This is a genomic window from Streptosporangium sp. NPDC049644 (assembly GCF_040675205.1).
Taxonomy (GTDB): Bacteria; Actinomycetota; Actinomycetes; order Streptosporangiales; family Streptosporangiaceae; genus Streptosporangium; species Streptosporangium fukuiense.
In genome coordinates this window covers 1-26,561 of the sequence record NZ_JBFAOJ010000118.1, presented here as the reverse complement: position 1 = coordinate 26,561, position 26,561 = coordinate 1, and the positions used below count along the sequence as shown (strand labels likewise).

At 72.1% G+C, this 26,561-nt stretch carries 26 protein-coding genes; 11 read left to right on the top strand and 15 right to left on the bottom strand.

The features are described 5' to 3' along the window. Window positions 1–176 precede the first annotated feature (176 nt). Together AB0J58_RS39020 and soxR are read right to left on the bottom strand one after the other, a co-directional pair. Window positions 177–3,119: a cellulose binding domain-containing protein gene (locus tag AB0J58_RS39020; RefSeq protein ID WP_364225418.1), complete on the bottom strand. Its 2,943-nt coding sequence runs from the start codon at window positions 3,117–3,119 to the stop codon at window positions 177–179. Window positions 3,120–3,352: 233 nt separating this feature from the next. Beyond that, the gene (gene soxR, locus AB0J58_RS39015) at window positions 3,353–3,829 is read right to left on the bottom strand and encodes a redox-sensitive transcriptional activator SoxR (protein WP_364225415.1); all 477 of its coding nucleotides are present in this window, start codon (window positions 3,827–3,829) and stop codon (window positions 3,353–3,355) included. Window positions 3,830–3,945: 116 nt separating this feature from the next. Here soxR and AB0J58_RS39010 point away from each other — a divergent pair, with 116 nt between their 5' ends. From AB0J58_RS39010 to AB0J58_RS38980, 7 genes are all read left to right on the top strand, one after another. Then, the gene (locus tag AB0J58_RS39010) at window positions 3,946–4,767 is read left to right on the top strand and encodes a patatin-like phospholipase family protein (protein WP_364225413.1); all 822 of its coding nucleotides are present in this window, start codon (window positions 3,946–3,948) and stop codon (window positions 4,765–4,767) included. Window positions 4,768–4,774: 7 nt separating this feature from the next. Next, entirely contained in the window at window positions 4,775–5,383 is a 609-nt protein-coding gene (locus tag AB0J58_RS39005) for an AAA family ATPase (RefSeq protein ID WP_364225410.1), read from the top strand. Window positions 5,384–5,762: 379 nt separating this feature from the next. Next, entirely contained in the window at window positions 5,763–6,722 is a 960-nt protein-coding gene (locus AB0J58_RS39000; RefSeq protein ID WP_343964094.1) for a LysR family transcriptional regulator, read from the top strand. 85 nt (window positions 6,723–6,807) lie between these two features. Further along, window positions 6,808–8,304: a S1 family peptidase gene (locus tag AB0J58_RS38995; RefSeq protein ID WP_364225407.1), complete on the top strand. Its 1,497-nt coding sequence runs from the start codon at window positions 6,808–6,810 to the stop codon at window positions 8,302–8,304. Between the two features lie 187 nt (window positions 8,305–8,491). Further along, window positions 8,492–9,955: a hypothetical protein gene (locus AB0J58_RS38990; RefSeq protein ID WP_364225404.1), complete on the top strand. Its 1,464-nt coding sequence runs from the start codon at window positions 8,492–8,494 to the stop codon at window positions 9,953–9,955. Between the two features lie 130 nt (window positions 9,956–10,085). Beyond that, complete coding sequence (locus AB0J58_RS38985) at window positions 10,086–11,267, top strand: ROK family protein (RefSeq protein WP_364225401.1); 1,182 nt, start codon at window positions 10,086–10,088, stop codon at window positions 11,265–11,267. Window positions 11,268–11,359: 92 nt separating this feature from the next. Beyond that, window positions 11,360–11,509 (top strand): hypothetical protein, encoded by a 150-nt coding sequence (locus AB0J58_RS38980; RefSeq protein ID WP_364225399.1) that lies wholly within the window; start codon window positions 11,360–11,362, stop codon window positions 11,507–11,509. Between the two features lie 64 nt (window positions 11,510–11,573). On the opposite strand, the gene AB0J58_RS38975 is transcribed toward AB0J58_RS38980, so the two are convergent. The 7 genes from AB0J58_RS38975 to AB0J58_RS38945 all read right to left on the bottom strand — a co-directional run bounded on the left by AB0J58_RS38975 (window position 11,574) and on the right by AB0J58_RS38945 (window position 17,460). After that, complete coding sequence (locus tag AB0J58_RS38975; RefSeq protein WP_364225396.1) at window positions 11,574–11,723, bottom strand: hypothetical protein; 150 nt, start codon at window positions 11,721–11,723, stop codon at window positions 11,574–11,576. Window positions 11,724–11,738: 15 nt separating this feature from the next. Continuing rightward, on the bottom strand, window positions 11,739–11,861 hold the full coding sequence (locus AB0J58_RS38970) for a hypothetical protein (RefSeq protein WP_364155193.1): 123 nt from the start codon (window positions 11,859–11,861) through the stop codon (window positions 11,739–11,741). A gap of 46 nt (window positions 11,862–11,907) precedes the next feature. Next, complete coding sequence (locus tag AB0J58_RS38965; protein ID WP_364225393.1) at window positions 11,908–13,317, bottom strand: glycosyltransferase family 9 protein; 1,410 nt, start codon at window positions 13,315–13,317, stop codon at window positions 11,908–11,910. Next, on the bottom strand, window positions 13,314–14,573 hold the full coding sequence (locus tag AB0J58_RS38960) for a glycosyltransferase family 9 protein (protein WP_364225391.1): 1,260 nt from the start codon (window positions 14,571–14,573) through the stop codon (window positions 13,314–13,316). The genes AB0J58_RS38965 and AB0J58_RS38960 overlap by 4 nt, the downstream gene beginning before the upstream one ends. A gap of 441 nt (window positions 14,574–15,014) precedes the next feature. Continuing rightward, window positions 15,015–16,136 carry an RNA ligase gene (locus AB0J58_RS38955; protein WP_364225388.1) on the bottom strand — a complete coding sequence of 374 codons (1,122 nt, stop codon included), beginning with the start codon at window positions 16,134–16,136 and terminating at the stop codon, window positions 15,015–15,017. 170 nt (window positions 16,137–16,306) lie between these two features. Beyond that, a complete protein-coding gene (locus tag AB0J58_RS38950; RefSeq protein ID WP_364225387.1) occupies window positions 16,307–16,759 on the bottom strand; it encodes a dCMP deaminase in 453 nt (150 codons plus the stop codon). A gap of 26 nt (window positions 16,760–16,785) precedes the next feature. Further along, complete coding sequence (locus AB0J58_RS38945; RefSeq protein WP_364225384.1) at window positions 16,786–17,460, bottom strand: dihydrofolate reductase family protein; 675 nt, start codon at window positions 17,458–17,460, stop codon at window positions 16,786–16,788. A 187-nt stretch (window positions 17,461–17,647) separates the two neighbouring features. Here AB0J58_RS38945 and AB0J58_RS38940 point away from each other — a divergent pair, with 187 nt between their 5' ends. From AB0J58_RS38940 to AB0J58_RS38925, 4 genes are all read left to right on the top strand, one after another. Further along, window positions 17,648–17,797 carry a hypothetical protein gene (locus AB0J58_RS38940; RefSeq protein WP_364225381.1) on the top strand — a complete coding sequence of 50 codons (150 nt, stop codon included), beginning with the start codon at window positions 17,648–17,650 and terminating at the stop codon, window positions 17,795–17,797. Window positions 17,798–17,861: 64 nt separating this feature from the next. Then, a complete protein-coding gene (locus AB0J58_RS38935; protein WP_364225379.1) occupies window positions 17,862–18,842 on the top strand; it encodes an inorganic phosphate transporter in 981 nt (326 codons plus the stop codon). Continuing rightward, a complete protein-coding gene (locus tag AB0J58_RS38930) occupies window positions 18,839–19,498 on the top strand; it encodes a DUF47 family protein (protein ID WP_364225376.1) in 660 nt (219 codons plus the stop codon). Before AB0J58_RS38935 ends, AB0J58_RS38930 begins: the two co-directional genes overlap by 4 nt. 128 nt (window positions 19,499–19,626) lie before the next feature. Further along, window positions 19,627–20,256 (top strand): cupin domain-containing protein, encoded by a 630-nt coding sequence (locus AB0J58_RS38925; RefSeq protein ID WP_364225374.1) that lies wholly within the window; start codon window positions 19,627–19,629, stop codon window positions 20,254–20,256. Window positions 20,257–20,308: 52 nt separating this feature from the next. Here the strand turns inward: AB0J58_RS38925 and AB0J58_RS38920 are convergent, their stop codons facing one another. The 6 genes from AB0J58_RS38920 to AB0J58_RS38895 all read right to left on the bottom strand — a co-directional run bounded on the left by AB0J58_RS38920 (window position 20,309) and on the right by AB0J58_RS38895 (window position 26,457). Next, window positions 20,309–21,649: an NAD(P)/FAD-dependent oxidoreductase gene (locus AB0J58_RS38920; RefSeq protein ID WP_364225372.1), complete on the bottom strand. Its 1,341-nt coding sequence runs from the start codon at window positions 21,647–21,649 to the stop codon at window positions 20,309–20,311. Continuing rightward, window positions 21,646–23,079 carry a kynureninase gene (gene kynU / locus AB0J58_RS38915; protein ID WP_364225420.1) on the bottom strand — a complete coding sequence of 478 codons (1,434 nt, stop codon included), beginning with the start codon at window positions 23,077–23,079 and terminating at the stop codon, window positions 21,646–21,648. Before kynU ends, AB0J58_RS38920 begins: the two co-directional genes overlap by 4 nt. 162 nt (window positions 23,080–23,241) lie before the next feature. Then, window positions 23,242–24,288: an LLM class flavin-dependent oxidoreductase gene (locus AB0J58_RS38910; RefSeq protein WP_364225369.1), complete on the bottom strand. Its 1,047-nt coding sequence runs from the start codon at window positions 24,286–24,288 to the stop codon at window positions 23,242–23,244. Between the two features lie 11 nt (window positions 24,289–24,299). After that, window positions 24,300–24,701, bottom strand: coding sequence for a TIGR04076 family protein (locus tag AB0J58_RS38905; RefSeq protein ID WP_364225366.1), 402 nt, complete (start codon window positions 24,699–24,701; stop codon window positions 24,300–24,302). An 18-nt stretch (window positions 24,702–24,719) separates the two neighbouring features. Continuing rightward, the gene (locus AB0J58_RS38900) at window positions 24,720–25,121 is read right to left on the bottom strand and encodes a DUF4440 domain-containing protein (RefSeq protein WP_364225364.1); all 402 of its coding nucleotides are present in this window, start codon (window positions 25,119–25,121) and stop codon (window positions 24,720–24,722) included. Between the two features lie 61 nt (window positions 25,122–25,182). Beyond that, the gene (locus tag AB0J58_RS38895) at window positions 25,183–26,457 is read right to left on the bottom strand and encodes an amidohydrolase family protein (RefSeq protein ID WP_364225362.1); all 1,275 of its coding nucleotides are present in this window, start codon (window positions 26,455–26,457) and stop codon (window positions 25,183–25,185) included. Window positions 26,458–26,561 lie beyond the last annotated feature (104 nt).

Genomic DNA, 26,561 nt, shown 5'->3' with positions numbered 1-26,561 from the left:
CGCCGCGCCCGCTCTGGGAACTGCAGGTTATCCCTGCCGAGTAGTGCCCGGGCGTCCGACGGTCTGGACCCCCCGGCCTCGGCGACGGGCCGCACCGGCAGGTCTCCCTCACCGGCCGCCCCTCCGGGGTGACCAGGCCGTCAGGAAAACACCGTTCGTGGGCGCGGAAAGCGCCGTCAGGGGGCGGTGCAGGTGACGTTGGCGGGAACGCCGTTGGTACCTGTCCAGGAGGCACCGAAGCCGAACGAGGTGGAGGCTCCGGCGGCCAGGCCCCCGTTCCAGCTCGCGTTCTTCACGGTGACGTCGGCGCCGGTCTGGGTGTGCACACCGCTCCAGAGCTGGGTGATCGTCTGACCGTTCGGGAACGACCACTTGACGGTCCAGCCGGTGGTCGCCGAGGTGCCGGTGTTCTTCACGGTCACCTCACCCTGGAAGCCGCCAGGCCAGGAGTTGGACACCGCGTAGGTCGCGGTGCAGCCGCCGCCGACCGGCCCGGTGAGGGTCCTGAAGGTCACCGGGTCGGAGGCGGTGGAGCTGTTCCCCGCGGCGTCACGAGCGATCACGTAGAAGGTGTACGAGGTGTCGGAGGTCAGCCCGGTCAGCGCGAACGACGCCGAGGTCGGCGAGCCGACCTTGACATCCGTCGCCCCGGCCTCACGGTAGACGTCATAACCGCTCACCCCGACGGCGTCCGTCGAGGCCGTCCAGGTGAGCGTCGCCCCCGAGGAGGTGATCGCCGAGGCGACCGGAGTGCCCGGCTTGGTCGGCGGGACGGTGTCGACCGGCGGAACGACCCCGCCGTTGTCGGCGTACAGGATGCCTCGGCCGTTGGTGCCGAGGTAGACACGGCCGTAGACGCGCGGATCGCCGGTGATCGCCTCACCCGCGTTGCCGTACCGGTGCTGGTCGTCGTTGATCCTGACCCAGCTCGCGCCGGCGTCGTCGGAGCGGAACACACCGTTGACGCCGCCGACCGTGGCGACCGCGTACAGCGCCTGGTAGCCGGAGGCGGTGGCGGACTTGCCGAAGCCGATGTTGACGGCGCTCGTGACGTTCGAGAGCTTGGTGAACGACGCGCCACCGTTGGTGGAGTGCCAGATGCCCGAACCGGTCGTCGATCCCCCGGCCAGCCAGATGTCGCCTTCGCGGCCGGGTACGGCCTTGAACTTGACGTTGCCCTCGGTGGGCAGCCCGGTCGCGGCGGTGGCCGCGAAGGAGGCGCCGCCGTTGGTGCTGGCGTAGAACTTCCCGGCGCTGAAGCCGTAGAACCTGTTGGAGTTCACCCGGTCGGACTCCACCACGGCATTGGTCGGAAGCCCGGTGGAGGCGGTCCACGAGTTGCCGTAGCCGACCGAGTAGTGCACGCCCACGTCCTTGGGCGCCCAGACGAACCTGGACCCGTTGGCCGCGGCCGCGATCGTGCCGCCCTCGTTGATCCCGCTCGGCTCGGTGCCCTGGAACCAGTTGGCGCCACCGTCGGTGGAGAACGCGGCGTGGCTGTCGTTCGGCCGGTCGGAGTCGGTGAAGTTGCCCGCGCGGACCATGACCGACGGGTTGGTCTCGGCGTAGTCGAGGCTGGTCGTCGAGGTGAAGTTGGGCGAGGTGAACATCATGGGCGGTACGGCGTCGAGGTTGGTGTGCCGGAAGCCGCCGATGTCACCGAGACCGCTGACCAGCGGAGCTCCCGAGGGCGGGCTGATCAGGTCGAGGACCGCGGTCTCCTCGAGTCCCCTCACCATCGGCTTGATGGTGAACTGGCCGCCGGTGTCCCACTTCTTCAGGTCCTCGGTGCCGTAGAGCGTGGCGCCGGTGCCGTACATCATGCGGTTGCCGTCGAACGGATCGATCTCCAGCGATTCGGTCATCCAGCCGAGCTTGGGCGTCGTCTCCGGCGGCTGGGGGTTGGCCCCGAAGGTGAGCCACGGCGAGGAGGAGATGTCCATCGTGTAGCGGAAGCTACGGTTCGGGTAGGAGGTGAAGTCCCAGACGCGGGTCCAGGTCGCCCCGGAGTCGGTGGAGCGGAAGAAGATGACGTCCGGCCACCAGGAGATCTGGGTGGCGACCATGATCGTGCCGGGGTTCTGCCGGTCGATGGTGAGACCGCTGTAGCCGAAGTAGTCGTCGGCCGAGCTGGAGGGAACCGGGCTGATCTGGGTCCAGGCGCCGGTGGTCGTGTTGAGCTTCCACACGTCGCCCTTGGCGCCGTCGTACGGGCCGCCGGTGTCGCTGGTGGCGATGTAGAGCGTGTGGTTGACGTGGTCGAGCACGCCCTTGTGCGCGATGTAGCCGGTGGGCTGCCCGGCCACCCTGCTCCAGGTGGTCCCGCCGTCGGAGGAGCTGTAGACGGTGTTCGCCTTGTCCGCGACGCCGACGTAGATCTTCTGCGTGGTGTTGCCCGCGGTCGCCGAGCTCGGGTCGAAGGTCACCCAGACCACGCCGGGGCGGTGGCTGAGGTAGCCGTTGGGGTCGGAGGGGTCGGCGGCGTAGTCACCCGGGTTGGTGAAGGAGGTGACCTTGGCCCAGGTCACGCCCTTGTCGGTGCTGCGCCACAGGCCGTTGCCGTCGGGCGCGCCGAGGTAGACGATGCTGTTCTTGTTGGGATCGACGGCCAGCCGCTCGCCCATCCCCCGGCCGGGCATGTTGCCGCCGAGCTTGAACGGCAGCGCGGTGGCCTGCCAGGTCGCGCCCTTGTCGGCGGAGCGCAGGATGGCGCCGTTGTTGGGATCCCAGCTGTTGGTGTACATCCCGGCGGCGACGTAGACCCGGTTGGTCTCCACCGGGTCGGTGGCCAGGCTGACCACACCGTTGTAGCCCCACTTGTCCCAGCCCACCCAGTCGAGCAGCGGAGTCCAGGTCTTGCTCGCCTGCTCCCAGCGGTAGGCGCCGCCGATGTCGGTGCGGGCGTAGATCAGGTTCTTCTCTTTCTGGTTGAACACGATCCCCGGCACGAACCCGCCACCGTCGATCCTGACGTTCTTCCAGGTGTACGTCTCGGCGGTGGCGGCGGTGGCGGCGGTCCCGGACGCGGACGCCGGGGCGACCCCGCCCGCGACGGCCACGCCGACCGACGCGCACGCCACCGCCGCGGCGGTGAGCATGCTGAACAGCCTTCTTCGCATGTACGGCTTCCCTTCGCAATGCAACGGACAAACCGCCATGCACGATCAGGTGACGGGGCCCTGACCTTCAACCGCCCATGATGCGCGTGCATGAACGCCCAGAGGTTCACATGCCGGACCCCGCGCCGTCAATAGTTTGAACAGACAACTAACAAACCCGTGCCGGATCACCGCGTACCGCACGGAGAGGGCGGCGGCCGGGGAGGTGTCCCGCCCACCGCGTCCACCCCGGGCTACTCCGACCCGCAGCCGGGGGCGCTCTCCCGGCGGGGAGCGACCATCAGCCGCGAGCCCGGCCCGCTCGCCGCGGCCACGTCGTCCGGGTTGGCCAGCGCACAGCGGTCCAGCGAGAGGCAGCCGCAGGCTATGCACTCGGTCAGCCCGTGCCGGAGGCGTTCGAGCTGCCTGATGCGGTCGTCGAGCTCGTCCTGCCACATCGCCGAGAGCCTCGCCCAGTCCTCCCGGGTGGGGGTCCGCCCGTCGGGAAGCGCGGACAACGCCTCCTGGATGGTCCGAAGCGGGATCCCGACCCGCTGGGAGACCCGGATGAAGGCGATCCTGCGCAGCGTGTCACGGGAGAAGCGGCGCTGGTTGCCCGCGGTGCGGCGGCTGCGGATCAGACCTTTGGCCTCGTAGAAGTGCAGGGCGGAGACGGCGACCCCGCTGCGCGAGGAGAGCTGGCCGATGGTTATCTCCGGATTGTTGGGCATAGGGCAGTCTATCTTGACCTCAACTTACATTGAGGTTATCGGCCTGCCCGTTCACCGGAGCTCGCCCAGCCGCCTCCCCTCGGCTCCAGAGGGATATTCGGGTAAGAATAGGCCGCATGACGAGAACACTGGTACTGGGTGGCGGAGGCGTGGCGGGCATCGCCTGGGAGGCGGGGATCATCACGGGCCTGCGCAAGGCGGGACTGGAGCTGGGAGAGGCCGACCTGGTGGTCGGCACCTCGGCCGGCTCGGTGGTCGGGACGCTGGTCGCCACCGAGGTCGACCTGGAGAGCTCGGTCGGCGTCCAGGCGGACACCGAGTCCGCGACCGTCTCCGCGGTGGACATGGAGGCGGTCATGGCCGCCTTCGGCGTGCTGTACGACCCGTCCCTGGAGCCGCGGGAGGCCCGGCGCCGGGTCGGCGAGCTGGCCCTGGCCACCAAGGACACCGGCGCCAGGATCGAGACGATCGGCGACCGGCTGCCCGTCAAGGAGTGGCCGGAGCGCCGCCTGCTGATCACCGCGGTCGACGCGGCGACCGGCGAGTTCGTGGTCTGGGAACGCGACTCGGGGGCGCCGCTGGTGTCCGCGGTCGCCTCCAGCTGCGCGGTCCCCTGTGTGTTCCCGCCGGTGGAGATCGGCGGGCGCCGTTACATGGACGGCGGGGTGCGCTCGGCGACCAACGCCGACCTGGCGGCGGGCAGCTCGGCCGTGGTCATCCTGGAACCGCTGGCGCACGTCTCACCGAGGGCGCGCTTCGAGGCCGAGCTGGCCGAGCTGGGGGACGCGGCGGTGGCGCACATCGTCCCCGACGAGGCGTCGGTCGCCGTGTTCGGCGTCAACGTCCTCGACCCGGCCCTGTGGCGCCCCGCCTTCCAGGCCGGCCTCGCCCAGGCGCCCGCCGTCGCGGAGAGCGTGGCCGGCGCCTGGAAGGACTGAGAGCGAGATGGGCGCGGACGGGGCGGCACCGCTCTGGGTGGTGAGCGGGCCCCCGGGAGCGGGGAAGTCGACGGTCGCGGCGGCGCTGCCGGCGCTGCTCGACCCACCTCCCGCGCTGCTCGACAAGGACACCGTCTACGGCGGCTTCGTCGCCGCCACCCTCCGCGCCCACGGCCGCGACGACGGGGAACGCGAAGGCCCCTGGTACGACGAGCACATCAAGCGGTACGAGTACGACGGGCTGACCGAGGTCGCCCGGCAGATCCGCTCGCACGGCTGCCCGGTGATACTGGAAGGTCCCTTCACCACCCAGGTACACGACGCGGCGGTGTGGGAGCGCTGGGTCGGGCGGCTGGGCGGGCCGCCCGTACACCTCCTCTGGGTCCGCTCGGACGGCGCGGCGCTGCGCTCCCGGCTGGAGGCCAGGGGGCTCGCCAGGGACGCGGGCAAGCTCGACCGCTTCGAGGACTACCTGCGGGCCATCAGGGTGGACGAACCACCCGTCGTGCCGCACGACGAGATCGACAACCGTCCAGGGGCACCCGCCCTGACGGCACAGCTGGAGAGGATCATCGCCTCCCGGCAGGCCGCCCGCCGCGGCGCCTCCCAGCCCTGACCGGCCCGGACCCGTGACAGGGAAGCGATTCACCCGCCGGGCGAACCCAGCGGCCCCTCGCTGAGCATGACGGCGGACGTCGGCGCGTCCGCCTCTTTCGCCCGTACGGGAATCCCGGACGCCGGATATCGGCGTGCCCGGCGCCCGAAACGCGGGTGAAATCCGAATCGCGGAAATCTCGGATGCCGGACACCGGCGCCGACTGTCCACCATGAGAATCGGGATCTTCTGGATTCGGCCCCCGGCAGGCGCCAACGGTCGCCCCAAGATGCCCTGATTTCCGGACCAGAACCCCTTTTGGAACGATTCGACAAAATTGAGTCATATTTCATGACAAGTTTGCATTGCAGGCATAACGTAGCGGCCTTACGTTCCCGGTATGGATCTCGAGCTCCGACACCTCAAGATCGTGCGCGCGGTGGCGCAGGCCGGTAGCGTCACCAAGGCCGCCACCCACCTCGGACTGGCCCAACCCGCACTGACGGCACAGCTCAAACGAATAGAGCGGGTCCTCGGGGGAGCTCTTTTCGAACGTGACCACAACGGCGCGCGGCCCACGCCCCTGGGGGAGCTGGTCCTGTCACGCGCGATGGTGCTCCTGCCCGCGGCCCGGGAACTCCAGGAGGAGGCGCTTCGATTCGCCAACGCGAACGCCGACATCCCCAGCTACCGGCTGGGCGCCACCAACGGCCCGATACTCGGCGGCCTGATGGACCGCCTCGCCACCGCCTGGCCGTCCACTCCCGTGAGCACCCACACCTCCTGGTCCGCCAAGGAGCTCACCACCATGGTGATGCTGGGCCGGATCGACTTCGCGTTCATCGGCGCCTGCGGGGAGAGCCCGCCGCCGGTGGAGGGGCCGGTGGTGTGGTCGACCGTGGGCACCGACCCGGTCTTCGTACTGCTCAACGAGGACCATCCGCTGGTCGACAGAGAGGAGGTGGAACTGGCCGAGCTGGCCGACGAGCAGTGGACCGTCACCCCCGGCGACAGCTGCTTCGGCGACTGCTTCGCCACGGCCTGCGCCCGCGCCGGCTTCACCCCCAAGACCATCTACGAGACCGACGTGGCCACCTGCATGCACCTGGCCAAGGTCGGCCGCGCCGCCGCGCTCTGCCAGGCGACCTTCCAGCCCGCCGAGGGGCTGAAGCTGGTGCCGCTGGCCGGGGCCCCGCTGCGCTGGCGGCAGCTGTTCGGCTGGCACCCGGAGGCGGCCACCGCCAGAGCCGCCGCGGCGATCCTCGAACACGCGAAGGCCGCGCACGCCGACGCGGTCGGGCGGAGCAGGCGGTACGCCGCCTGGCTGGTCGACAACCCCGGGCTGGGCACCTCTCCATAACGTGACGGTAGGGGACATTCGGTAGAGGTGAGCCTCATGTGCACACCGTTACGTTTACGGCACCCCCCACATGAGGAGAGAACCCATGCTCCGCAGAAGTGCCGTGACAGCGGGCTTCGCGCTCGCCGTCGCCATGGTGGCCACCCCCGCCATCGCCCATCAGGGACCTGGCGAGACCGCCGCCCCCTACACCCTCGCTGAGGCCCGAACGTTGGTGGAGGCCACCGCCAAGCCGTCTCCGGGCCTGGTCGACGCCATCCGGCGCGACCTCGGCGGTACCGGCGAGCAGGCCGCGGCCCGGCTGGTCAACGAGGCCGCCGCCGCCAAGGTCGAGCCCGTCCTCCGCGGGCGGCTCGGCACCTCCTTCGCCGGAGCCTGGGTGACCGGCCCCACCTCCGACCTCGTGGTCGCCACCAACGACTCCACCAAGATCGCGTCGCTCGCCAGGTCGGGCGCGGAGGTCAAGCTCTTCAAGAACTCCCTGGCCACGCTCGACATGGCCAAGGAGCGGCTCGACCGGCTCGTGGCCTCCGCACCGAGGTCGGTCCCGTCCTGGTACGTCGACGTGCGGAGCAACAGCGTCGTCGTGCTGGCCGGTGACGTCGCCGAGGCGCAGGCGTTCGTGGACGGCAGCGGCGTGGACAAGGCACTCGTCCGCGTCGAGGCCTCGCAGGAGAAGCCCAGGCCGCTCTACGACGTCCGCGGCGGCGACGCCTTCTACATGGGCGGACGCTGCTCGGTCGGCTTCTCGGTCACCCGCGGCGGCCAGGGCGGCTTCGCCACCGCCGGCCACTGCGGCACGGCCGGCACCGCCACCCAGGGCTACAACCAGGTCGCCCAGGGCACCTTCCAGGGCTCGTCCTTCCCCGGCAACGACTACGCGTGGGTCGCGGTCAACTCCAACTGGACCCCGACCGGGGTGGTGAACGGCTACAGCGCGGGCATCCTTCCGGTGACCGGCTCCACCCAGCAGGTCGTGGGCAGCTCCATCTGCCGCTCCGGCTCCACCACCCAGTACCGCTGCGGCACCATCAGCCAGCACAACACGAGCGTCACCTACCCCGAGGGCACCATCACCGGCCTGACCCGCACCACCGTGTGCGCCGAACCCGGCGACTCCGGCGGCTCCTACATCTCCGGCAGCCAGGCCCAGGGCGTCACCTCCGGCGGCTCGGGCAACTGCACCGTCGGCGGCACCACCTACCACCAGCCGATCAACGAGATCCTGTCGGCGTACGGGCTCACCCTGGTGACCAGCGGGACCCCGCCCACCGGCTGCAGCGGCTACCAGAGCTCCTACACCGGCTCGCTGACGTCCAACGCCAACGCCTACCAGCCCGGCACCGCCGGCTACAGCGCCGCCGCGGGCGTCCACCGCGTCTGCCTGGACGGGCCCAACGGCACCGACTACGACGCCTACCTGCAGAAGCTGAGCGGCTCCACCTGGACGACCGTGGCCAGCGGAACCTCCCCCAACCCCGACGAGGCCTTCACCTACAGCGGCACCGCGGGCACCTACCGCGTACGGGTGCACGCCTACAGCGGCTCCGGCTCCTACACCCTCGGCCTGACCAGGCCGTAAGGGGTCTCCCCGCCGGGCTCGATCGAGTCCGGCGGGGAACACTCCGGGCACACACGGGCCCCGGGGATCGCCCATCCCGAGCAGATCCCGGGGAGGTGTCCCGGACGCCCTCCCCTCCACGAGCATGCGCGACCTCGTGGAGGGGAGGGCGGCGTCGCCATGCCCGGACGTCGAGAACAATGGGGGGATGAGCGACCTTCTGAGGCTGAGCGAGGGCGCGGTGCTGACGCACCTCGTCACCCGGGCCGAGCTGGCGAGCGGGGTGCTGCCGGCCTCCGACGACCTGCGGCTGTGGGCGCGGCTGGCCGACGGCGACGGGGTGCCGCTGGCCGGGGGCGGCCGGGTGCTGACCTCCCTCGACACCGGGGAGCCCGCCCTGACCGGCCCCGAGGGCTGGCTGGCCCGCCTGGAGCCCGAGCAGGTGATCGCGCTGCGCCTGCGCGACGGCGTCCTGGAACTGTCGGCCGTCGAGCTGGACGACGTTCCGGCGGAACGGGTGATGCGGGTCGTCCAGGAGTTCGGCGAGCAGGCCCTCGACGCGCTGCGCGCCTTCGCGGAGGGGCTGGAGCCCAGCCCGGGCGTACCGGTCGACGTGGTGGTCCTGGAGCTGCTGATGAAGGCCCCGGAGACGTTCGCCGATCCGTTGCCGCCGCTGGCCCCGCTGCTGCGCAACGCCTCGCTGGAGGTGCGCGGCGGCAGGGTGGGCATCGTGGGGGCGCCGTGGGACACGGCGTCGGTCGCCGACCTGGCGCCGCTGGACATCATCAGGCTGGCCCTGGTGCGCAGCGCGCTGCGCACCTACGGCGAGGGCACCGACCTCTCCAAGGCCGTCACCTACCTGTCCCGCTCCGACACGGTGCTGGCGAGGATCGCCGACGAGGTGGAGCGCGAACCGCTCGGCCCGGCACTGGTCGAGGCACTGCCCCGCACCGAACCGGCCGCGCTGCTGCTGATCGCCAGGTCCGCCGAGGGCGAGGGCCGCTCGTTCGAGGCGTCCGGGCTGATCTCCGAGGTGCTCTCCCTGGCCCCCGGCCTGGCTCCGGCCGTGCACGACGCGGCCGAGTACGCCGCGTGCCGCACCGACCCCGGCGCCCCGCTGCCCGAGCGCGCCGCGCACCTGTACCGGCAGCTGCTCGCGTACGCCTACCGCCCGGCCCGCAGGCGGCTGATCGAGGACCTGATCGCGCTGAGCGTCCGGGTGGCCGAGCCCGCCCTGGCGGACCTGGCCCTGTTCGAGAACGACGTGGTCGGCGAGTTCCTGGACGCGCGCGCCGAGTGGCTGCGCGACGACGAGGTGGCACTGCTGGAGTCGTGGCGGCGGACGCCGCTGCGCCTGTGGGAGGTCCTCGACGTCTCCGGGCACGAGATCACCGTGGCCGCCGCCGAGGGCGGAGACGGGGACGGGGGGCGGGTGACGCTGGCCGACGAGCTGCTCTCCGGGCAGGCGCTGCCGGGAGACCTGATGCTGACCCGGCTGCTGGGCGACGGGGAGAGCCCGCACGTGTTCGGCCACCCGTTCAAGGTCGCCCCGGAGCGGAGGCAGGAGATGCTGGAGCTGCTCACCGACCCCGTCGACCCCTACGCGGTGGCCGCCTTCTTCAGGCGCCTCGGCCGGCCCCCCGGCGCGACGGGCGGGGACGCCCGGCCCTGACCTCCCGCGGGCACGCGGGCTCCCTTATGTCGATGACTAAGCAAAAGAAAATCACCAATAGGCATAATGGGGCAGGTGGAGGGCGTAAGTCGCTTTGACGTGGCGGAAACAAGGAGTGTTGACTGTGCGCATGCTTAGCGAAGCGAACGGCTCGATCGCCGGCGCGGGGGCGCTTCTGAACATCATGCGCGACGGTCGGGCCAGGACGCGGGCCGAGCTGATCCAGTTGACCGGGTTGGCCAGGTCCACCCTGGCCCAGCGCCTCGACGCGCTGCTGAGCCGGCAGTGGATCGTCCCGACCGAGGAGGCCATCTCCTCGGGAGGCCGGCCCGCCGTCGCCTTCACGTTCAACCGCACCGCCCGCGTCGTCCTCGCCGCCGACCTCGGCGCCACCCATGCCCGGGTGGCGGTCACCGACCTCGGCACCACGGTCCTGGCGGAGCGCGCGGCCGAGGTGCCGATAGACCGCGGCCCCGAGGAGACGCTCGGCTGGCTCCAGCACACCTTCGAGGAGATGCTCGCCGAGACCGGCCACCGCCCCGAGGAGATCTGCGGCATCGGCGTCGGTCTCCCCGGCCCGGTCGAGCACAGCTCGGGACGCCCGGTCAACCCGCCGATAATGCCGGGCTGGGACGGTTTCCCCGTCCCGGAGTGGCTCGGCTCGCGCCTCGGCGCGCCCGTCCTCGTCGACAACGACGTGAACATCATGGCGCTGGGCGAGCACTGGGCCGCCCGCCCCGAGGCCGACCACCTCATCTTCGTCAAGATCGGCACCGGCATCGGCTGCGGCATCATCAGCGACCGCCGCCTGCACCGGGGCGCCCAGGGCGCGGCGGGCGACATCGGCCACATCCAGGTGGCCTCGGCCCTCGACACCGTCTGCCGCTGCGGCAACGTCGGCTGCCTGGAGGCCGTCGCCAGCGGCGCCGCCATCTCGGCCAAACTCTGCGCGGCCGGGGTGACGGCCGAGGACAGCCGCGACGTGGTCCGTCTGGTGCGCGGCGGCAACACCCAGGCCGTCCAGCTCATCCGGCAGGCGGGCCGCGAGGTCGGCGACGTGCTCGCCTCGATCGTCAACTTCTTCAACCCCTCGGTGATCGTGGTCGGCGGCGACATCTCCGAGGCCGGGGAGCAGGTGCTCGCCGGCCTTCGCGAGGTGATCTACAGCAGGTCGCTGCCGCTGGCCACCCAGCATCTGACGATCACCGGCAGCGAGCTGGGCGACCGCGCGGGCGTGATCGGCGCCGCCGTCATGGTCATCGAACACGTCCTGGCCCCCGGCAGCGTCGACCGCTCCGTCAACCCGGCCTGACCGCGTGCGGCTCCGGCGCCGCGGTTCCGCCGGGGAGGCCCGTGCCCCGTCGAGCCCGGGCCGATCGGCGGTCGTGGGACACTCGTCCGGCCATGGACGCGGAAACCGTCAGGACCGCCCGGCTCACGCTCGAACCGCCGGCGGTGCGCCACGCGGCCGAGATGGCCGAGGTGCTCGGCGATCCGGCCCTGCACACCTTCATCGGCGGCTCTCCGGAAACCCCGGACGACTCCGCAATCTGAGTAGGAGTGCTCAGCCGCCGCTGAGTGCGTACGCTCTCCCTCGGCTTGGCGATCTTCGAAATTCTCAGTTCATGAAATGGTGGATTTTCCTGGTCGCGCTCGTCAGCACGGTGGTCGCGGCGTGGCTGCTCGTGTACGCCGACGTCCCGCTCTCCACGTTCCTGTCGCTCGGGCTCGGCGCGATCAGCCTGATCTGGCTGATCGTGCTCCTCACCCTGCCGTGGAACCTCTACTTCGGGGCACGCCAGGTGGTCCACGAGATCCACGTGTCCAGGGAGCGCGGCATCCAGGTGCCCGAGGGGCACGAGGCCGAGGCGCTGGAGATCGCCGGGCGGATGCGCCGGTTCGCCATCGGCGGTCACCTCCTCTCCGCGGTGATCCTGGCCGTCATCACCTACCTATCCGGCGCCTCGGTGGGCTACTACTTCGCCGGCTTCTACCTGCTGAGCACCTGCTTCCGTCCGGCCGGGGCCTACCTGTCCCACCTGCGCGATCGGGTCACCACGCTGATGAGCGAGGCCCGCCACCCCCGCGAGGACATCGTCTCGCTCGCCGCCAGGGTGGACGGCCTGGCCGCCGAGGTGACCGCGCTGACCGAGTCGGCCGAGCGGCTCCGGGAGGACGTCGGAACGCTCGGCGCCGACCTGCGCGACGGCGACGAGGCCCTGGAGCGCCGGATCACCGGGCTCGCCCGGCGTTTCGAGGACACCGTGGACGGTCTCACCGACAACCACGAGGTCATCACCGGGCTCAAGGCCTTCCTGCGCCTGGTCCGGGCCGACGCCCACGGCCAGGCCTGACCCGCGCCACACCCGGGGCACCACCTCCAGCAGCCGCGCCGCGGCGCCGAGGACGTCCCGGACACCGATCTCCAGCAGACCCGGATCGGGCCGGTAGGCGTAGGGGTCGCCGTGGCCGCCCGCCCACAGGACGACGTGCGGTCCCGTCTCCGGAGGGCCCCACACGGCGGGTGCGACGGGGCCGAACAGCGCCACGGAGGGCGTGGCGAACGCGGCCGCCAGATGGGTCACCCCGGTGTCCCCGCAGACCACCAGCCTGGCCCTGGCCACCAGCGCGGCCAGCTCGCGCAGCCCGGTGCGCCCGGCGAGCACGCACGAGGGCGGCAGCCCGGCGAGCATGGCCACCCGCTCGGCGAGGTCCCGCTCCCCCGCGCTCCCGGTGACCACCACCTCGTACCCGTTCCTCCGCAGGCCCGCGGCCACCAGCGCGAACCGCTCCGGCGGCCAGCGCCTGGCCGGGTACCCTGCCCCGGGGTGGACGACGACGGGCCGCGACTCCTCCTCGCGGAGAGCGGGACGCCGGAGCCCCAGATCGGCGGGGTCGGCCGTGATGTCGTACCAGGCGAGCAGGTCGCACCAGCGCCGCACCTCGTGCACGCCGTCCCGCCAGACCGGTCCGCGCGCGCCGGGGAAGGCGGGGTGGGAGTGGGTCAGCAGCCGGGCCGGGGCGGTGCGGTGGAGCGCGGCGATGCCGCGCGGGCCGGCGCCGTGCAGGTTGACCGCGATGTCGACGCGCCGGCCGAGCGGCGGTACGTGGCCTGGCCCCGACACGTCGCACACCTCGTCCACCGCGCCGATCAGCGGCACCAGGGGCGCCAGCGCGGAAGGCGCGGCCAGCACGATCCGGTGGCCGGGGTGGGAGCGGCGCAGGGCGCGCAGCGCGGGGACCGAGGTGAGCAGGTCACCGAGTCCCAGCCCGCGCAGTACCACCATGACCGGGCGGTCCGCCTCGGGCCCGGCGGCGGCACCGGTCTCGCGGAGACTCGCCCGGGCCGGAGCGGTGCTCATCTGATCGTCTCCCTGACGGGGGTCAGGTGGTCGACCGCCTCGACGACCCGCGCGCTCGGCACCGACGACAGGCAGGGATGACCGGCGACGGCGCAGGCACCCTCCCGGGTCACCCGGCAGGGGGTCCGCTGGTCACCGAGGATCACCACCGGCACGCCGTACGGCGCCCAGCGGCCCGCGGGGGCCAGCGGGGCGAACAGGCTGACGACCGGCGTGCCGACCGCCGCCGCGAGGTGGGCGGGCCCCGCGTCCGCGACGACCACGGCGCACGCCCCGGCGAGCACCGCGGCGAGTTCGGGAAAGGTGGTCCTGCCGCCCAGGTCGACGACGGACCTTCCCCGCTGCCCGCCGTACGCGGCCGAGGGGCCGTTCCAGTTCCGGCCGCCCGTCGCGGCACAGGTCCCGTCGACCCAGCCGGCGGTGAAGGCGGGCTCGTCCACCCTCCAGCCGCGCAGCCGGGCGGGCCCGCCGCCCGTCCAGCCGCCCGCGAAGACGGGTCCCGGCGACAGACCGTGCTGCCCGGCACCCGCGGCGATCCGCGCGGTGAGCCCGTGCTCGTCCCGGCCACCGGTCACGACGACCCTGCGGCCCGAGCGGACGAGGTCCCGAACCGCGCGCGCCCACCTCTCCGCGGGCCATGCCCTGGCGGGGACCGAGGTGCCGGGATGCACGACCACGTACCCCGGCGGCCCGGTGAGGTGGCGAACCTCGGGCAACGGGTGCCGTACGGCGAGTCCCCCCGAATCTCCGCGCGGGAGCTCGAACCCGGCCGCCCTGGCCAGCCCGAGCATGCGCTCGCTCTCCGGCACGTCCACGTCCTCGTCGACGAGGTGCCGCACGTCGAGCAGCGAGCCCGGGTCGTCGGCGGAGACGGCGGCGACCCTCGGCGTGCCCGCCAGCCTGAGTACCAGGGCCAGCGGCAACGGGGACTGGTGGAGCGAGGTGAGGATCAGTGCCTGCTCGGGGGCCGTGTCCCGGATGATCCGCAGCAGTCTCAGCGCGTGCGGGCCGGTCACCGGCGGCGCGGTGGGGTCGATCCACGGCGCACGCCACTCCACCACCCGCGACACCCCCGGCAGCAGCTCGCCCGCGGGCCGGCCCCGCGGCCCGGTGAGCAGCACGACCTGCCGCGCGCCCGCGGCCACCGCGCGGATCGCGGGCCCCGCCAGCAGGACCTCGCCCGCGTTGTCCAGACGGGCGACGAGAACGGTGCCGGTCTCGGTGCCGGTCTCGGTGCCGGTCACGGTGCCGGTCATCGCCGGGACACCGGTGGGTCCACCGAGGCGGGTCCGGGGCGCTCGGGAGCGCCGCGGGGGGCGTCGACGGCGAGGGGTACCGCTAGATCGCCAAAAGTCCCCTTTATGCCGATAAATCTCATTGAATTTGGCCTCCCGTCCGACATCTACTGACTACCAACAGTGATGCCCTTCAAACAGAAGAATCGGACATAAATTCAGTTAAGGGGATTTATGACTAAAGAACATCACCCTGAGTGGCCACCCGATGGTTTATCCGCCCCTTCGAAAGGGCAGCGGCTCAAAAGCCCCGAAGCTCCGGCGGGAGACCCATGGCCGATCGACGGGTTCCGGCCTCGCGGATCCGCGGGGTTCACCCGGGAAGCACGGCCCCCGGCTCGGCGGGCCGCGCCGGAGGATCGGCCGCTCGGAGAAGTTCGCGTAGGCGAGAGCCGGAAAACGTCAGGCCGTGTCCTCGCCGAGCTGGACGGGGCGGTCGTCACCCGAGGGCCGGAGCGACCTCCACACCGTCGGACGCGGGTCCTTGCCGTCCAGGAGCAGGAACAGCAGTTTCCTCATCGGTGAGCGGGCCGCGACGGCGGCGTACTCGCCGCGCCCCCAGCCCTCCGGCAGCGTGGCGACGATCCGCTCGTGGGCCGACTCGGCCTCCTTGGCGATCTCGTCGGCACGGCCGCCGAGCCGTCCGGCGAGGTCGCGGACCCAGCCGTGGAACTCGTCCGGCAGCCGCTCGCAGATGTCGGCCACGCTCTTACCCGCGTCAAGCTCCTCCCACACGACGCGGGCGTTGAGACCGGCGAGGATACGGTGCAGCCTCAGGTAGTCGGCCTGCTTGACCTTCAGCATCCGGCCGGTCCCGACCAGCCGTACCACCACCCCCTCCGCACCCGGCCTGGGCGGCATGGCGAGCGCGTCCGACAGGGCCGCGACGGGGAACACCCGGGCCGACGGCCCGGGCCAGCCCTGGATCTCGCCGGGTGCCAGGACCCTGCCGGTGGCCGTCTCCACAGCCCCGATGAGGAACAGGTCGTCGGTGTCGCCGTAGTGGCAGACACCCCGGTTGCCCGGGTAGACGATCTCGAACAGGACCGTCAGCCCCTGCGGCGGGACGAAGTCGCCGTAGCGGTCGCGGAGCAGGTTCGTGGCGTGTACGGCCTGGTCGCTGGTGAAGGAGCCCCTGGTCGCGACGGCGGGACCGGACGAGGTCGGGTAGAGGACACCGAGCGATCCGTCCAGCTTGTCGACCACCACGGCCTCCGCCGACAGATCCAGTTCCCCGGCCAGCGGGTCACCGTAGTTGAAGAACTTGCGGAACGGCCGTGCGACGATCCCGCCCTCGTCGTCGACGATCAGCCCGCGGCAGGCGAGGGTCGCCGCGTTCCAGGCTCGCTCCACCTGGGCCTTCTCGGTGTAGTTGAGGATCCGCAGCGGCTCGTCCGGGTGGCTCTGCCCGCGGACGTGACCGGCCGCGATCGCGGCGTCCAGCTCGCTCGGGTCGAACAGGTCGGCGACGTGCAAGGGGGCGTCCGCGGGGGCCCCGGAGGGAAGACGGAGGGAGTCGCTCATCGATGGGGTCGTCCTTTGTACGGGCGACCACGCCAGGCACGATGGCCCCGGGCCGGGCGCGGCCGATGTGTCGGCGGTCTGCGGAACGCCCGCCTTACGGGAGGGCGTGCTTCCTGAGACGAGTCCGACGGCCCGTTGGTTCGCGAAGCGCGGAGAGCGAGGGAAACCGGTCAGCCGGGGATGTCGGGCAGGAGGTGCGCGTTGGGCCGACGGGCGAGCCCGGCCAACTCGGGGATCTCCACCACGGTCGCCCCCGCCTCCGCGAGCTCCTCGGCCCCGTGGCAGTCGACGAAGAGCGGCGGCTCCCGCCACGCCAGCACCACTCTCCGGACGCCGCTGTCCAGGATCAGACGGGTGCAGGTCCTGGGGCGCGAACTGCGCGCGCTGCACGGCTCAAGGCTGCTGTAGACCGTGGCCCCGGCCAGCCTGGGATCGTCCGGGGAGATCTTGCCGAGCGCCGACTCCTCGGCGTGGACGTGGGGATCGCCCTCCCGCGAGTAGCCGCGGGAGATCTCCTCACCGTCCGCGGAGACGACCACGGCGCCGACGGAGAAGGCCGTCTCGGAGGGCGGGCACAGCCTCGCCAGGTCGCATGCCAGCCCCAGCCAGTCGTGGTCGTTCATCCGGACCTCCCGGTAGACGGTGCGTGTCAGGCCAGCAGGTACCGCAGCAGGGTGACGTCGCCCATCCTGCGGACCTCCGCCAGGTCCATTCTGCGGTGGCGGTCCCGGGGGAAGTCCCCCTCCAGGACGAAACGCGGGGCGGCGGGGTCCCCGACGAAGAACGGGGCGACGACGAGGTGGAGTTCGTCCACCAGGTCCTGGCGCAGGAAACGGGTGTGGACGGAGGTGCCGCCCTCGACCATCAGACGGCGCACTCCCCGCCCGTACAGGTCGGCGAGGACCCGGTCGAGATCGATCGGCTCTCCCGCGTCGACCACCTCCGCGGCTCCCGCGAGACGGACGGTGAGTTTCGCCACGGCGGGTGACGCGGCGTACACGATCTTCTCCGGGTCACCGGCGGTGAAGAAGGCGGCGGCCGGGTCGAGGTCCCCGGTGGCGGTCAGCGTCACCTTCGCCGGGGACGGCGGCAGGCCGCGCGCGACCCGCTCCCGCCCGCGCTCCGGCGACCTGACCAGGAGCCGGGGGTCGTCGCGGCGGACGGTGCCCGCCCCGACCAGGATCGCGTCACAGCCGGCGCGGACCTCGTCGACCCGGTCGAAGTCCTCGTCGTTGGAGAGCAGCAGCCGCTGCGGCGTACGGTCGTCGATGTAGCCGTCGACGGACATCGCGCAGCTCAGCAGCACGTATGGGCGCTCGCCCACTCCCCGCCTCCCCCGGTCAGGCACCGACCGATCGTAACAACCCGCCGCCCTTCCCGCGCGCTGCCGCCCACCTTCCGGTTTCCCCTGGTGAACCGCTACGACAGGTCTTCCGATCAGCGGCACATGCCCCCGTTTGTTTACCTTCTGTTAACCTGAAACTGAAGCTTCCCGGGGTGAGGAGTTCATCATGCGTGCGGTTCTGCCGGACCTTGGTCACAAAGGCGCCTGCTCCGCTCCTGTCGAGGAGCCGATCGGCCGCCACCTCCACGACCCCGGCGTGCCGCCGGGAACCACCGTCCGCGCGACCGGCACCGGCCGGGGCGGGGAAGGCACATGACGGCGGGCCACCCGGTACGCGAGTGTCCAGCAGGCGCCGAGCACGACCGGCGGCACCGCCTCTGATGGGATGGACTCTGGCGTTCGCCGCCGTGGCGATCCTCTTCGTGCTGGTCAGCGGCGCCAACGACGGCGCCACCCTCATCGGCCTCGGGCTCAGGTTCCCCCGCTTCCCCGGATGGGCAGCCGCCGCGATCCTCGTGGTCGTGCTCTTCGGCGTCCCCTACCTGCTGGGGGTGACCGTCGCGCGCACCTTCACCGAGCGGCTGGCCGGGCTCGGCACGAGCGGCGGCGCGGCGGCGTTCCTGGTGGGGGTGGTGGTCGCGGTGGCGGTGGTCGCGGCGCTGACCGGCAGAGGACTGCCGACCAGCCTGACGCTCGCGGTGATCGGAGGCATCGGCGGCGCGGGGCTCGGTGCCGGACTACCGGTCTCCTGGACCGACCTGGGCGCCGTCCTGGCGATCGGGGCCTGCGCGCCCATGGCCGGGCTGGTCCTGGGCTACCTGCTGGGGGCCGTCTCGCGCCGGGTGCCCTCCTACCGCCGCATGTCGCGGCTGGTGTCCGGCACCCACCTGCTGGCCTACACGGCCCAGTGCGCGGCGTACGCGCTGAACGACGGACAGAAGATGATCGCGGTGGTGAGCGTGGCGGTCGGCGTGGGCCGCGGCGGGCTCGGCGGGGTCGGTCCCATCGAGGTCCCGCCGGCGTGGATGGCCGCCCTGGTGGCGCTCTTCCTCGCCGGTGCGCTGACCAGCCTGATCCGTGTCGGAGGGCGGCTGGGCCGCGGGCTGGTCATCACCCGCCCGCTGCACATCGTCTCCGCGGAGGTGGCGGCCACCGGCGCCGTCCTCGGCAGCTCGGCTCTGGGAAGCCCGGTGAGCATGACTCAGTCGATCACCGCAGGGGTGGTCGGATCGGCGGCAAGTGAGGGAATGAGGAGAGTGCGATGGCAGGGCGTCGTGAACGTGGGTACGGCATGGCTGGTCACGCTGCCGTCGTCAATGGCGCTGGGCTGCCTCGGCGGTCTCGCGCTGAGACTGATGTGAGCGGCAAGGACGGTCGCACCCGGAGGTTCGCGCGCGCCTGGGACGACCTGCGCGGCCGGTCGGGGCGGCGGATCGTCGGACTGGTGAGGGGCCAGGTCGCCGTCGCGCGGGCGGGAGCCGAACTGGCCCGCTCGACCGCGGCCGGCGAGATCGAGCGGTCCGTCGCGCGCGCCCGGATGGCGGAGGTGGAGCACGAGGGGGACGAGGCGCGGGCCGAGCTGGTGCGGATACTGCGGCGGGTGCTGGCGACCCCCATCGACAGGGAGGACCTGTTCCGGATCTCGCGCTCGATCGACGACGTGCTGGACCAGCTCCGTGACTATGTGCGCGAGCTCGACCTGTTCGGCCCGGAGGACCTGCGGTTCGCGGTCGAGCCCCTGCAGGCGGTGATCGACGGCCTCGACGAACTGGAGGGCGCCGTGCTGAAGATGATCGACGCCCCGGGCTCGGTCACCATGGCCGTGCTGGACACGCGCAAGGCGTGCAGCCGGGTCCGCCAGCTCTACCAGGCCCGGCTCGCCGAACTGTTCGCCGAACCGCTGGACATGGACACCCTGCGCAGGCGCGAGCTGCTGTCACGGCTCGACGCGGTGGGCCGCCGGCTCGGCGAGGCCGCCGACGCGCTCGCGGACGCGATGCTCAAGCGGAGCCACTGAAACCGCGCCGCCCTGCCCATCACCGTCTGCCATTTCCCACTTCCTTTTGACGAAGGACGACTCTTGTTATGAAATATGTTTAGCTAGAGCGAACAGGCGGCCATGCCGCTTGACGGAGGGAGCCGCGGGTGGGCACATCGGAGCGTCATGGCGGTGAGGAGCCGGACCGCCAAGGCGCCGTCGGAGCCCGGATGCGGCAGTTCCGCAAGGAGCGCGGCCTGACGTTGCGCGGTCTCGCCACCCACTCCGGGCTCTCCATCGGGTTCCTCTCCCAGGTCGAGCGGGGCATCTCCTCCATCGGCCTGACCGCGCTCAACAGCGTGGCCACGGCGCTCGACCGGAGCGTGGCGGAGTTCTTCAACGACGCCCCGCCGGAGGGAGAGACCGAGGAGAGGCAGCCATCGGCCTCCCCGCTGCCGAGCCACTTCACGCTCACCCGCTCCGCGACGGCCGCCACCGAGTACATCTCGGGCCAGCAGACCTACCGCATGCTCTCCGCCAGGGGGCCGAACCTGGTGCTCGAACCGCTGCTGGTGCACATCGCGCCCGGCGGCAGGCGGGAGAACTCCTACGGGCACGCCGGTGAGGAGTTCGCCTTCGTGCTGGAGGGCGAGCTGCTGTACGAGGTCGACGGCGTCGAGCACCGGTTGCACCCGGGCGACAGCGTCCACCTGAGGTCGACGGTCCCGCACAGCATGTTCAACGACACCGACCGGGTCACCACCGTCGTGTCCGTGGTGACCCCTCGGCTGTTCTGACCTTCTCCGCCGCTCGCGCACTCGCGAGGGCGGACCCGCGGCGGAGCCGCGGTCAGTGCCGGCGCAGGGCGCGGATCGCCGACACGGCCAGCCCGGCCACGGCCAGCGCGCCGAGCGCTCCGGCGGCGACCGCCCGGCGCTGGCGGGAGATGCGCGGCTGGATCTCGGCGTACGGCACGGTGCTGAACGAGACGAGCTCGTAGCGCGAGGTGTAGCGGCCTGGCAGCAGCCGCTCCAGGCCGTGCTCGACGCGCTTGCCCAGCAGGAACGTCCGGGAGGCGACCTTGTCGCGCATCTCGACGAAGTTCGCGAGCGCGAGTTCGGCGATGGTGTCGGCGTGCTCCTTGCGGCGGGCGCCGTACCGGGCGAGGGCCTCGGGGAAGTCGTCGCCGGTCTCCCGCAGGCAGCGGTCGAGTTCCACGCAGTCCTCGAAGCCGCAGTTGGCGCCCTGGCCGTAGAAGGGGACGATGGCATGGGCGGCGTCGCCGAGCAGGCCGACCACGGCACCGGTGCCGCGCACCTGCCAGGGGTGTGCCCGCACGGTGACCAGGTGCCCGATCGGGTTGTGGGCGTAGTCACCGGCGAGGTCGGGCATGAGCGCGCGGGCGTCGGCGTAGTTGGCGGCGAAGAACTCCTCGAACCGCTCCACGGTGTCCAGTTCCTCGAAGCTGCCGGGCCCCGACTTGGGCCAGAACAGCGTGCAGGTGAAGGACCTGTCCGGGTTGGGCAGCGCGATCATCATCGCCTTGCCGCGCGGCCAGATGTGCAGCGCGCCGGGATCGAGGGCGAACCCGCCGTCGCGTGCCGGGATCGTCAGTTCCTTGTAGCCGTAGTCCAGGTAGTCCTGGCTGAAGTCGAAGCCGGGCAGCAGTTGCAGCCGCCCGCGTACCGCGCTGTAGGCGCCGTCGGCACCGAGCACGACCGGGGCGCTGTGGGTGACGGGCCCGGCGGGCGTGTCGAAGTCCATCCGCCCCGAGTCGACGTCGAGCCCGGTCAGCCGGTGCTCGAAGAGGGCGCGGACCCCGGGCATGGCCAGGGCCGCCTCCAGCAGCGTGCGGTTGAGCTCGGAGCGGCTGATGGAGTTGATCGCCCGCTGCCCTCCGGCGCTGTACGGCTGGAAGCCGAGCGTGCCGTCCGGGGCGTGTACCATCCGGCCCGGCATCGGCAGCGCGGCCTTCAGCACCGCCTCGTCCAGCCCGATCCCGCGCAGCGCGTCGATCCCCCGCTCGGAGAGCGCCAGGTTGATCGAGCGCCCGCGCTCCGGCGTCGCCTGGCGCGGGTCGGACCTGCGCTCGTACAGGGTGACCCGGTAGCCCCGGCGGGCCAGGTAGCAGGCCGTCAGGCAGCCGACCAGCCCGGCGCCGACCACGGCGACCTCACCACGGGCGCTCATACCGGGTTCACCTCCTCGGCGAGCGCGGCGGCCGCCCGCCAGCAGTCGTGGAACGTGGAGTACATCGGCACGGGGGCCAGCCGGATGACGTCCGGCCGCCGCACGTCGGCGAGGACGCCGTGCGTCTCGTGCAACCGGGCGGCGACGGCAGCGGCGTCGGCGGCGGCGGCGTCAGTGCCCCCGATCACCCGCAGGGAGAGCTGTGCTCCGCGCCTGGCCGGGTCGGCGGGTGTGACGATCTCCAGCGGGCGGTCGCGGGCGACCTCGGCGAGCAGCCGCTCCAGGTAGCCGGTGAGCGCCAGGCTCCGCTCCCGCAGCGCCGCCATCCCGGTCTCGGCGAACATCCGCAGCGAGACCCTGACCGGTGCCATGGCCAGGATCGGCGGGTTGGAGATCTGCCAGGCGTCGGCGGTGGGCACCGGGACGAGCTCGGGTCGCATCTCGAAGCGGGTCGCCTGCTCGGTGCTCCACCACCCGGCCAGCCGTGGCAGCTCGGGGTCGGTCACGTGGCGCCGGTGCACGAAGCAGCCCGCGACGGCGCCGGGACCGGCGTTGAGGTACTTGTACGAGCACCAGGCCGCGAAGTCCACGTCCCAGTCGTGCAGCGCCAGCGGCACGTTCCCCGCGGCGTGCGCGAGGTCCCAGCCGACGACGCACCCGGCCGCGTGCCCGGCGGCGGTGACGGCGGGGATGTCGAGGAACTCTCCGGTCAGGTAGTTGACCCCGCCGAGGAGCACGAGCGCCACCCGGTGCCCCTCGCGGGCCAGGTAGTCCACGATGTCCTCGGTGCGCAGGCAGTCCTCGCCGGGGCGGGGGCGCAGCCGGACCACCGTCTCGTCGGGGTCGAGGCCGTGGTGGACCGCCTGGCTGCGCACCGCGTAGCTGTCCGAGGAGAAGGCGTGGTCCTCGATGACGATGCGGGTGCGCTCGCCCGCCGGGCGGTAGAAGGTGGCCATCATCAGGTGCAGGTTGACCGTGAGGGAGTTCATCACCACGGTCTCCTCTGGGGCCGCGCCCACCAGCGCGGCGGCGTCCTCGCGCAGCTCGGCGTGGTAGGGCAGCCAGGGGTGTGCCGCCCGGTGGTGCCCCTCGACCGCGTGCAGCGCCCAGTCGTCCAGCTCGGCGGAGAGCGCGGCGCGGACGGCGCGGGGCTGCAGGCCGAGTGAGTTGCCCGCGAAGTAGGCGACCTCGGGGTACCCGCAGGAGGCGGGGGCGGGCGGCAGCAGGAACTCCTCGCGACGGCAGACGGCGTCCCCGGCGTCGGCCGCCAGCGCCGCCCGCTCACCGAACTCGCCGTCCTCGCCGAACACGCCGGGAGCGCGCGGCGCGCCGAGCCAGGCGGAACCGCCGGAGCCCTCGGCTCCGCCCCGGCCGGACCCCGCCGAGCCGGCTGCGCTCGGATCGCGGAGGTCCTCGGCCCGCGCGGCCATCACGCCGACGTCCTGATCGCCGGACCTCCGGCACGCTCGCTCATCACATCGTCTCCTTCTTCCCAGCCAATGTTCACTCATGCTGAACTCAAGTGAAATTGAGAGTGCGAGACGATTCGGGCAGCGCGCTTTGCGGACGAAAGGTTCTACGGGAATCCGGTTTCAGGATGACGGAGCGTCACCCATGGACACCGCCGCCCTCCTCGGCGCGCGGTTCAGCAACGGCAGCACCTCGGTGCCCAGCAACTCCACGCCACGGTCGTCGGTGAGGCCGTGCGGCGTGCCGAACTCCACCCGGTGCGCGCCCGCGTCGATGAGGGCCTGTGCCTGCGCGGCGACCTGCTCCGGGTCACCGGAGAAGGCGAACAGGTCGAGCAGGTCGTCGGGGATCAGCCGTCCGGCGGCCTCGTCCCTGCCGTCGTCGACCAGTTCCTTGACCCGGCCGAGCAGGTCGGCCGGGATCTCCACGGTCGGGTCGAGGTCGGCGACCACCGCGAGGTACATGGCGACCTCGCTGCGCGCCCTGGCTCTGGCCGCGGCGCCGTCGACGTCCACGACCGTCACCGCGCCCAGGACGACGCCCACCTCACCCGGGTCGCGTCCGGCCGCCGTCGCCCCGGCCGCGACCCGCTCACGGATCACCCCGACCATCGCCGGGTTCGCGCTGCCGCCCACCTTGATCTCGTCGGCGATCCGCCCGGCCAGCGCCGCGCCCTTCGGCCCCCAGGCGCCGAGCAGCAGCGGCGGCCGGGCGCGGTGCACGGGGTAACGCAGCCGGGTGCCAGGCGCCAGGCGGAACATCTCCCCCTCGTACCCTCCGGCGTCGCCGGCCAGCAGCCGGTAGACCACCTCGACGGCCTCCGCCAGCGCGGTCAGCGGCCGGGGCTGGGCGATGCCCACGGCGCCGAGCCAGGTGCCACGCGCCAGGCCCAGGTAGGCGCGGCCGTGCGAGGCCAGGTCAAGGGCGGCGAGCTGCCCGGCGACCTCGTACGGCGCCGCCGAGTAGGGGTTGAGGCAGGCCGCGCCGAGCCGCACCCTCTCGGTGGCGGCGGCCATCTCCAGCAGCGGGAAGATCGGCGGCTGGTACATCAGGTCGCCGAACACGCTCAGCACGTCGAAGCCGTGCTCCTCGGCGCGGCGCGCGAGCCGCGCGTAGTCGCCGGCCCGCTTGTCGCTCTGCAGGCCGAGACCGATCTCGGCAGTGGTCATCGGGGATCACCTCAGGTCAGGTCGGCGGAGTTCATCCGGCGGCGGCGGGTCCGCTCGACCCGCATCACCAGCCGCTCCTCCGGGTCGGGGCAGCTGAAGTGGGAGTCCTGCGCCAGCCAGTCGCCCTGGGCGAGGTCGCGCTGCTTGGCGGCGAGGAACGGCAGGACCGAGGCGAGCGCGTAGACGCAGAAGTGCCTGCCTTCCGGGAGCCGCAGGTGCGCGCTCCGCTCCAGCGTGAAACAGTCGCCCACCTCCATGCCGCAGACGGATCTGCCCTCGATCCGGTCGACCACGACCCGCAGGTCGTACAGCTCCATCTCGGTGTTCGAAGCGGTCGGGGCCTGGCCGTCGCCCGCCTCGACCGAGGAGCCGCTCCCTTCGGGGAGCGGAGGAGTCACGTCACCGTCGTCCATGTCGGTCCCTTCCTCGGCTCACGGCACGACCAGCTCGGAGTGGTGGTGCACGATGAGCCAGTCGTCGCCGGTCCTGCGCAGCACGTCGGTCACCCGGCTGTACTGCGCGGGTTCGCCCGGCGCCTCGGCGACGAGCACGTAGCGCGCCACCCCGGCGTCGCCCCACACGTCGATCCGCTTGTTCTCGGCGGCCAGCCTGTCGAGTGTGGGACGGGCACCCGAGCCGTCCCTCTCGTCGCGGTAGGCGTCGAGTTCCGACCGGGTACGCAGCGGTCCCGGCAGGTGCGTCTCCCAGGTGGTCACCTCGGCGTGCAGGTGGCTGTCGAACCGGCGACGGTCCGCCGCGAGGAAGGCGTCGTACATGTCGTCGATGCCCGCCGCGATCGCGGCGGTCTCCGTGTCGTGCACAGAACCGTTCATAGGGCCGTTCACCAGTACCTCACCCAGATGTCCCGGTCTTCAGACCCCGGGAAAATCGCGTTCACTGCTTCTCCCATCCCGACCGGTCGTCGCGGACGACCCGGCCGCCCTTCATCACCCAGCGGACCCCCCGGAAGGCCGAGGTGTCCGTGAGCGGGTCCGCGTCCATGGCGATGAGGTCCGCGTACTTGCCGACCTCGACGGTGCCGAGGTCGGCGTCGGCGCCGAGCCAGCGCACCGGGCCGAGCGTGCCCGCGTAGAGCGCTCCCGCCGGGCCGAGACCTCCCTCGGACATGCACTCCAGCTCGCGTACCGAGGCGTTGGTCCCCTCGAAGTCCCAGAACGGCGGCATGTCGCTGCCCAGCAGGACGTCCACCCCGGCGTCGAGGGCCATGGCGTAGCTCTCCAGGTGCCGAGGGCCCGCGCCGAGCGAGCGGCACTGCATCCACTCCGGCACCCCGAGTTCGTCGAAGAACTCCTTGCAGCGGGTGACGAGCAGCGTCGGCACCAGGGCGGTGCCGCGCTCGGCCATTCTCTTCGCGACCTCGGGGGTGAGCTGGTAGCCGTGCTCCACGCAGTCGAGGCCCAGCTCGACGGCCTCGGCGATCACCGCCGCCGGCCCCGCGTGCGCGGTGACCTTCCGACCCCAGGCATGCGCGGTCTGCAGCGCCGCCGCCATCTCGTCGGAGAACAGCTGAGGGGTGTCGATGCTCTCGTGCTCCCCGGCGATGCCGCCGGATATCATGATCTTGATGAGGTCGGCACCCGCCTTGACCTGGGTGCGCACCCCGCGCCGGAACCCGTCGACTCCGTCGCACTCCATGGTGTCGTTCGCCTCGTGGCCGTGGCCGCCGGTGCAGACCAGGGCCTGACCCGCCGTGAAGATGCGCGGCCCGGTCGCCCTGCCCGACTCGATGGCCCGGCGCAGCGCGAAGTCGGCGTGGTCCTTCTCGGCCACGCACCGCACCGTGGTGACCCCGCACCGCAGGGTACGGCGGGCACCGTCGGCCATGTAGAGGACGAGTTCGTGCGCCGTCATGTTCTTGACGTTGTCGCCGCCCTGGCCGGGCAGCGACAGGGACAGGTGGGTGTGCATGTTGACCAGGCCTGGGGTGAGGTACGCGCCGTCGAGATCGAGCCGCTGGGCCTCCCCCACCCGCTCCAGGACCTGCTCGCGGGGACCCACGGCCGCGATCCGGTCGTCCCGGATCCACACCGCCGCGTCCGCGATCCGCCCCTCGGCGCTCTTCGAGGCCCCGGCCGGTGCCGCACCCGAAGGTGCGCCGCCGGCGCGGGCGTCGGTTACCGTGCAGTTGACAATGACCACGTCGTTCATCGGACGGCCTCGATCCCGTAGATCCTGCGGGCGGCGTCGGCAGAGACATAGCCCTCGGCGACGTCGCGGCGGACCAGCTCCGGGTCGCGCTCGCACGGATCCCC